The organism is Halobacillus halophilus, assembly GCF_020171985.1.
Lineage (GTDB): Bacteria > Bacillota > Bacilli > Bacillales > Halobacillaceae > Halobacillus > Halobacillus halophilus_A.
This window is the reverse complement of record NZ_JAIVAL010000005.1, coordinates 255,167-262,214: the sequence shown is the minus strand read 5'-3', so window position 1 is coordinate 262,214 and position 7,048 is coordinate 255,167. Positions and strand designations below refer to the sequence as shown.

Annotated in this window: 7 protein-coding genes; all 7 read left to right on the top strand. The window is 42.2% G+C overall.

The window, feature by feature from the left end; all coding sequences use genetic code 11:
• Positions 1–338: 338 nt before the first annotated feature.
• The 7 genes from LCM11_RS11150 to LCM11_RS11120 all read left to right on the top strand — a co-directional run bounded on the left by LCM11_RS11150 (position 339) and on the right by LCM11_RS11120 (position 7,039).
• Positions 339–722 carry a hypothetical protein gene (locus LCM11_RS11150; RefSeq protein ID WP_224894320.1) on the top strand — a complete coding sequence of 128 codons (384 nt, stop codon included), beginning with the start codon at positions 339–341 and terminating at the stop codon, positions 720–722.
• A gap of 3 nt (positions 723–725) precedes the next feature.
• A complete protein-coding gene (locus LCM11_RS11145; RefSeq protein WP_224894319.1) occupies positions 726–989 on the top strand; it encodes a cory-CC-star protein in 264 nt (87 codons plus the stop codon).
• Between the two features lie 26 nt (positions 990–1,015).
• Positions 1,016–1,963 carry an ArsA family ATPase gene (locus LCM11_RS11140; RefSeq protein WP_224894318.1) on the top strand — a complete coding sequence of 316 codons (948 nt, stop codon included), beginning with the start codon at positions 1,016–1,018 and terminating at the stop codon, positions 1,961–1,963.
• 148 nt (positions 1,964–2,111) lie between these two features.
• Positions 2,112–2,870: a PRC-barrel domain-containing protein gene (locus tag LCM11_RS11135; RefSeq protein WP_224894316.1), complete on the top strand. Its 759-nt coding sequence runs from the start codon at positions 2,112–2,114 to the stop codon at positions 2,868–2,870.
• A 283-nt stretch (positions 2,871–3,153) separates the two neighbouring features.
• On the top strand, positions 3,154–4,071 hold the full coding sequence (locus LCM11_RS11130) for a proline dehydrogenase family protein (protein ID WP_224894314.1): 918 nt from the start codon (positions 3,154–3,156) through the stop codon (positions 4,069–4,071).
• 27 nt (positions 4,072–4,098) lie between these two features.
• Positions 4,099–5,646, top strand: a complete 1,548-nt coding sequence (pruA, locus tag LCM11_RS11125) for an L-glutamate gamma-semialdehyde dehydrogenase (protein ID WP_224894312.1) — start codon at positions 4,099–4,101, stop codon at positions 5,644–5,646.
• A 130-nt stretch (positions 5,647–5,776) separates the two neighbouring features.
• Positions 5,777–7,039 carry a PucR family transcriptional regulator gene (locus tag LCM11_RS11120; protein WP_224894311.1) on the top strand — a complete coding sequence of 421 codons (1,263 nt, stop codon included), beginning with the start codon at positions 5,777–5,779 and terminating at the stop codon, positions 7,037–7,039.
• Positions 7,040–7,048 lie beyond the last annotated feature (9 nt).

The window sequence follows — 7,048 nt, the reverse complement described above, 5'->3', positions numbered from 1 at the left end:
CTCACATTTTCCGTGAGATAACGGTGTACAGCCAAGTGTTTTTCTTGGGAAGTAAGTTTGGGCATATGGTGGATCCCTCCTAGGTTTCGTGAGGTGTCCAACATTTGGGGGTCATTACATTAAGCCCGAGGAAGCTCAGCACATATAAGAAGTTCGACTAAGACCGCCACATCCTGTGGCAACGTCGAACGACCCTGCGTCGTGCAGGGCCGAAAAGCTAAATCGTCCCCCGCAGGACCAAATTTTCACAAAAATCTCGAAATCAAGTCTTCAAGTAACGGGAGCTTTAGTGTGAAACTAACAAGGTGTTTTGAGTGGATGAAAAGGAGGATTAACTAATGGTGGAAGTCATGATCATTCGTCCAGAGCAGGAAGTAGGAATGGGATGCTGCGGAGGGATTTGCAGTGACCGTGATGGATTAATTCATATGAAGGACGAATTCAAACATCATGAAGAGGACAGGGAAGCCTTAGGAAGACTATACCAGGAAACAGAACGTGAATATGGCGACCTTGTGCAGATTACATTTCTCGACCCTCGAAATATGCTGGCTATCTTCCTCTATTTTTTAAAACAAGTGAAGGAGAGGCACATCTCTCTTGTAAAAGCCGGAAAGTACATTCTGTTCCACTTGAAATATAATGCTATTTTTATAAATGGAAAACTCGTAGAAAATCATGAAGCCTACAAGCGCGAACTTCAAGCTGAAACCGGAGGGTAATGAATGGATAAAAAATTCTCATTAAAGAATCTTATTGAATGGTACGATGAAGTGCTTAGCCTTCCTCATAAGCAGGAAATTGCCAGAGAACTGAGAGATGAAGATGACTTATTTATGCTGCTCGTTTATTCAGACATGCTTGGGATCCCGAACCCAGCTTTTTATTATACGTTGGAACTATACCCTTACATTATCGACAAATTCCATGACTGGCATTTGCGGATGGGAATGGAGAAATCCCCGCTCGATGGAATCCGCTGCTGCTGAGAGAGAAAAGAAAGGGGAGATAATCTATGAATCACCTACAGGGGAATAAAATCGTATTTGTCGGTGGTAAAGGAGGCGTCGGTAAATCTACGTCCTCGGCTGCTATGGCAGCTGCATTTGCCAAAGAAGGGTATCAAACGCTAGTGGTTTCTACAGACCCTGCTCACAATCTCGGTGATATTTTCCACGAAAATCTGGAGCATGAGAAAACAAAACTTGCCGCTAATCTGTGGGGAATGGAAGTGGATGCGGAACAGGAATCAAAGCGCTATATTCAAGAGGTAAAAGAAAATCTGGAAGGGCTGGTCAAATCCAAAATGGTGGAGGAAGTGCATCGTCAGATCGACATGGCTAGTGCTTCGCCAGGAGCAGATGAAGCGGCCTTGTTCGACCGGTTGATTTCAATCATTCTAGATGAAGCACCGAACTTTGATAAAATCGTGTTTGATACGGCTCCTACTGGCCATACAGTCCGATTGCTTTCCCTGCCCGAGTTGATGTCTGTCTGGATCGACGGGATGCTCGAACGCCGGCGAAAAACAAATCAAAACTATACCGAACTGCTTAATGACGGCGAACCCGTAGAGGATCCGATTTTTACTATTTTACAAAAACGAAAAGAAAAATTTGCAGCGGTACGTGAAATCATTCTCGACGAGAAGCAGACGGGTTTCATTTTTGTGCTGATCCCAGAGCGACTGCCTATATTAGAAACAAAGCAGGCGATCAAACAGCTTGCCCAGTATGATCTTCCCATTCGGACACTAATTATAAATAAAGTACTTCCCTCACACGCTGATGGAACGTTCTTAGAACGGAGGAGACAACAGGAACAGACCTATTTGAAACAGATCACAGAAAGTTTCTCAGAGCAGGAATTAGTAGAAGTACCTTTATTCGAAGAAGATGTATCGGATATGGACAAGCTTATGGCGTTTGCCGATCATTTACGAAAAGCTGTCGTCGGAAGCTGAATCTATGTTTACTATAGAGCCCTGAAAAGTTTAACAAACTTTTCAGGGTTATTTTAATATAACAAAAACCACTATTTTCCCGTTTAATCCATAAAGTAGGGTGGGAATTGTCTAATAAGAAACAAATTCTACTAAGAGGTGAAAAACTATGTTTTTGAATGCTACTAGTTTAGAGAAACTGACACTCGTAGCGCAAGATGGAGAAATGGGAAAAATTAAAGATTTATATTTTGATGATGAGAATTATACAATCCGTTATTTGACCATTGCATCTGAAAAATGGTTTCCAGATCAAATCATCTACTTATCACCTTCAGCAATAAGCCGAATTGATTTCGATAAAAAAGTTATTGAAGTCAATCACACTCGCGAAGACTTGCGGGAAGGGGCTGGCTTACGCGATGAGAAAGAAATGGATCCAGAAAAAGAAGCTGAGTTTGCTGATCGTTTCAACTGGAGTCAGTACTGGGCAGGCGAAAGTGTCTGGGGTGAGCAGGATACACCGCTAGATTCTGATTCAGAAGCAGCGAGCCAGCAAACCGCGGTCAGTACTCCCGATCGCTCTGATCATTTAAGAAGTGTCAACCACATGAAAGGCGTCTTCAGTCACGCGGATGTATTCGCGGAAGAAGAACATGCCGGTTATATTACAGATGTTTTAATAGAAGAAGAAACGTGGATCATCCGTTATTTCGTAGTTAGTACAGGCAGTTGGTCTACCCATGCATTTACGCTAATTTCCCCGGATTGGATTGAGGAAGCAAAATGGAGCGAGGATCAAATCCGTATATCCTTAACTCTAGATGGCATTGAAAAAGGACCGCTTTACCAAAAAAATAAAGCGGTTACTCGGAGTTTTGAAGAAGATTTGTATCAGAGTTACGGGAAACCGGCCTATTGGAAATAAAAGAAAAGAGTGGAAATGGTTTGATCCTATGTGGAAGTGGGAACACCTGCTAGTACGCTTGATATATTGAAATAATAGTTAGATAGATTAGCCCGAAGAAGCGAAATTTGATTCGGCATTGTGGAGTTACCATAAAACAAGGTGGTAAAGATTGTGGTTGGAGCACGTTGATGCTCCAACCCATTAATCGTTATAATTTTCTTAACAGATGAAATTGTTTGAATTCCATCGAAAACAAACTCCACATAAGCAAGAAATAGAGGATTGAAGGAGTGTGGTGGTCTTGGAAGCCATAAGTAAGAATTTTTTCTTATACCTCTCAAACAACAAGGTATTAGACCGCTTAGCAAAACGATATGGATCAAGATTTGGGGCTGACAAGATTGTAGGCGGGGAGAAATTCTCGCAGGCAATTCCATTGATTGAGCAGCTTAACGAGGAAGGATTGGAAGTTACGGTGGACCACCTGGGTGAGTTCGTCAATTCCGAAGTGGAAGCTAAAGAGCGAAAGCAGGAATGTATCGAAACCATCCAGTCCATTGCTCATAATCAATTGAACTCTGAAGTTTCCTTGAAGTTAACCTCACTGGGAATGGATATCAGTGAAGAGCTTGTTAAGGAAAACATGGAGGATATTCTGGAAGTAGCCAAGAAAAACGGCGTAACGGTAACGATTGATATGGAAGACTCTTCAAGGTGCCAGGCCACCCTAGATATGTATAAAACCTTGAAGGCAAAATATGATAATCTCGGAACCGTGCTTCAATCGTATCTTTACTGTACAGAGGAAGATTTAAACGAACTTCAACCTTATGACCCTTACCTTCGTTTAGTGAAAGGTGCTTACAAGGAATCAGGAAAAGTAGCATTCACGGAGAAGGAATCAGTAGATGAAAACTTAAAAAAGTTGATTAAGACGAATCTCCTGAATGGTCACTACACAGCTGTCGGAAGTCATGATGATGCGATCATCGACTATACGAAGAAATTAGCTGAAGAACATGGTATTTCCAGAGATCAATTTGAGTTTCAAATGCTGTACGGCATGCGAAACCAGCTGCAAAAAGATTTGAAAGATGAAGGGTACACCGTTCGAGTCTATCTTCCTTATGGAGAAGACTGGTATGGATACTTTATGAGGCGCTTAGCAGAAAGGCCAGCCAACATAGCCTTTGCTATAAAAGGAATCTTTAGTAAATAATTTAATTTTTTGAAGGGAGTTTTTATCATGGTCACACCATACAAACACGAACCATTCACAGATTTTTCAAAAGAGGAAAACGTGAAAGCATTTGAAGAGGCATTAAAACAAGTAAAAGAAGAACTAGGTCAAAAACATGACTTATTAGTAGATGGGGAGCGCATTCGTACGGATGATCAAATTGAATCCACTAACCCAGCTAATACAAAGCAGCTTGTAGGATCTGTCTCTAAAGCAAACCAGGACATTGCTGAAAAAGCGGTACAGTCCGCATCTAAAGCTTTTGAAAGCTGGAGAAAATGGTCTGAGCGTGCTCGTGCTGAATTACTATTCCGTGCAGCGAGCATTATTCGCCGCCGTAAGCATGAATTCTCTGCATACTTAGTTTACGAAGTAGGTAAGCCTTGGAAAGAAGCCGATGCTGATACTGCTGAAGCGATTGATTTCCTTGAATACTACGGTCGTCAAATGATCGAATTGAAAGACGGTAAACCAGTAGAGAGCCGTCCAGGCGAGCAAAACCGTTACATTTATACTTCTACTGGTGTAGCTGTTGTAATTCCACCATGGAACCTTGCTTTTGCGATTATGGCAGGTACAACGGTAGCTCCACTTGTAACCGGAAGCACAGTAGTCATGAAACCGGCTAGTAACAGCCCGGTAATCGCTGCTAAATTCGTAGAAGTACTGGAAGAAGCAGGTCTTCCAAAAGGCGTATTAAACTATGTACCAGGAAGCGGTAAAGACGTTGGGGACTATCTTGTCGATCACCCGAAAACGGCATTAATTTCCTTCACTGGTTCCCGTGACGTAGGTACACGTATTATCAAGCGTGCAGCAGAGCTTCAAGCTGGTCAGAACCACTTGAAACAAGTTATCGCTGAGATGGGCGGTAAAGATACCGTAGTTGTCGATAACCAGGCGAACCTGGAAACGGCAGCAGATGCCATTATCACGTCAGCGTTCGGTTTCTCCGGACAGAAATGTTCATCTGGTTCTCGTGCTGTAGTCCATCAGGACGTGTACGATGAACTGCTGGATATGGTTGTTAAACGCACGAAAGAATTAACCGTAGGAAATGCTTCTGAAGGTAATGTATATATGGGACCTGTTGTGGATCAGGCTGCTTATGATAAGATCATGGGCTATATGGAAGTAGGTAAAGAAGAAGGTCGTTTAATGACCGGCGGTAAAGGTGATGATTCGAAAGGTTATTTCATCGATCCTACCGTATTCGCTGACCTTGCACCAAATTCCCGTATGCAGCAGGAAGAAATCTTCGGACCAGTGGTCTGCTTTACAAAAGCAGCAGACTTTGACGAAGCCATCGACATTGCTAACAACACGGAATATGGTCTGACAGGCGCGGTTATTTCTGACAATCGTCAGCACTTGGAAAAAGCGAAAGAAGATTTCCACGTAGGTAACTTGTACTTCAACCGTAACTGTACAGGTGCAATTGTCGGTTACCAGCCATTTGGCGGCTTCAAGATGTCTGGTACGGACTCTAAAGCCGGCGGCCCAGATTATCTAGCGCTTCATATGCTAGCGAAGACAATTTCAGAAAAATTTTAAATTAAATAATACACTAAAGCTCTCCCAATTTGGGAGAGCTTTTTTTCTTTTGCTTTAGCTTTCCTGTGGAAATCGCTATAATGGAGATTAAATAAGTGAAACCATTCTACTTGGAAAGGTAAGGATTCAGATGGAAATTAACGAGTTAATTCTTCAAGTAGAGGATATCCATAAAGCAACCGAGCTGATCAGTTCCAAGCTTCGCAAGCCTGTCATCATCGAAAATAAAAATTTCGAATTGATTTCTTACAGTTCTTCGATTGAGGAATTTGATCTTACTCAGCAAAAGACGATTCTCTCCAAAAAATGCCCCCTTTTCATAATTGATCGATTAAAAAAAGAGGGGATTGTACAAAGACTGGAGAAGCGGCAGGACCCAATCCGGATTCAGCCAATTGAGGAGCTGGGTTTTCACCAGCGTATTGTTATATCCGCCAAACATTTAGGATACACAATGGGATACATTTGGGTGCAGGAATCTGATGAACTGCTCACCACGGAAGAACTGACGTTTTTGGAAGAGGTGACGCCTCATCTTGGTAAATTAATCTATGATGTTTATGAGCGGATGAATGCGAAGGAAGGCAGGAGAGAGGATCTCCTATGGAAACTTCTCCACCATGAATACGACAGTGAAAGCCAGTTTCGTCATGATGCTACGCTTGCTAAGCTTACAATCCCGGACCGTTTTTCGGTGGTCGTTTTTTCAGTTACGGCTCCCCGGTATAAGTACATGCTGGACTATCTGCAGAAAGCTATTCAGGACTTCTCCTTAAGAAAAAGTGTTCATTTTCTAAAGACCGAATTCCAGATGATTCTTGTCGTTCACGGTGTTCAACAGGAGGAGTTTTCCTCACGTAACCTGGCCAGGTTCTTGATTGATGAGATCAAAGAGCATAGTGAGGAAGATGAATTCTACAACTTTCTTATTGGAGTGGGGAAAGAATATACCATCCTCGCCAATATGCGAAAGAGTTTTTTGGAGGCCCTGGAGGTCATCGAGATTGCGAACTTCATTACCCCTCGGCCAGAAACGATGCCCAGAGAATTTTCCAAGCTTGGAATCTACCGTTATTTAGCGGCCTTATATGAAAAAAACAGCTCTGAAGATTACTACAGCGATGATTTGTTGACGCTTATCCAGAATGATAAAGAGAAACAGACGGACCTTCTGCGTACACTTGAGGTCTATCTTGCGAACAATGGAAAAGGTAAGCAGACTGCTAACGAGTTGTTTATACATCCGAATACCCTTAATTACAGAATTAAACAAATTCAAGAGCTGACCAATATTGATTTTAACGATTTTAATGTAAAAACCTATTTATACACAGAGCTTTTACTGCTCAACAATGTGGAAGCTTATTACCAGAGGTACAAAGAAGCGCTATAAACGAAGACA

Excerpts from the sequence above, each read along its gene's own strand:
- LCM11_RS11150 (WP_224894320.1), top strand. The coding sequence starts at position 339 with ATGGTGGAAGTCATGATCATTCGTCCAGAGCAGGAAGTAGGAATGGGA.
- LCM11_RS11145 (WP_224894319.1), top strand. The coding sequence starts at position 726 with ATGGATAAAAAATTCTCATTAAAGAATCTTATTGAATGGTACGATGAA.
- LCM11_RS11140 (WP_224894318.1), top strand. The coding sequence starts at position 1,016 with ATGAATCACCTACAGGGGAATAAAATCGTATTTGTCGGTGGTAAAGGA.
- LCM11_RS11135 (WP_224894316.1), top strand. The coding sequence starts at position 2,112 with ATGTTTTTGAATGCTACTAGTTTAGAGAAACTGACACTCGTAGCGCAA.
- pruA (WP_224894312.1), top strand. The coding sequence starts at position 4,099 with ATGGTCACACCATACAAACACGAACCATTCACAGATTTTTCAAAAGAG.
- LCM11_RS11120 (WP_224894311.1), top strand. The coding sequence starts at position 5,777 with ATGGAAATTAACGAGTTAATTCTTCAAGTAGAGGATATCCATAAAGCA.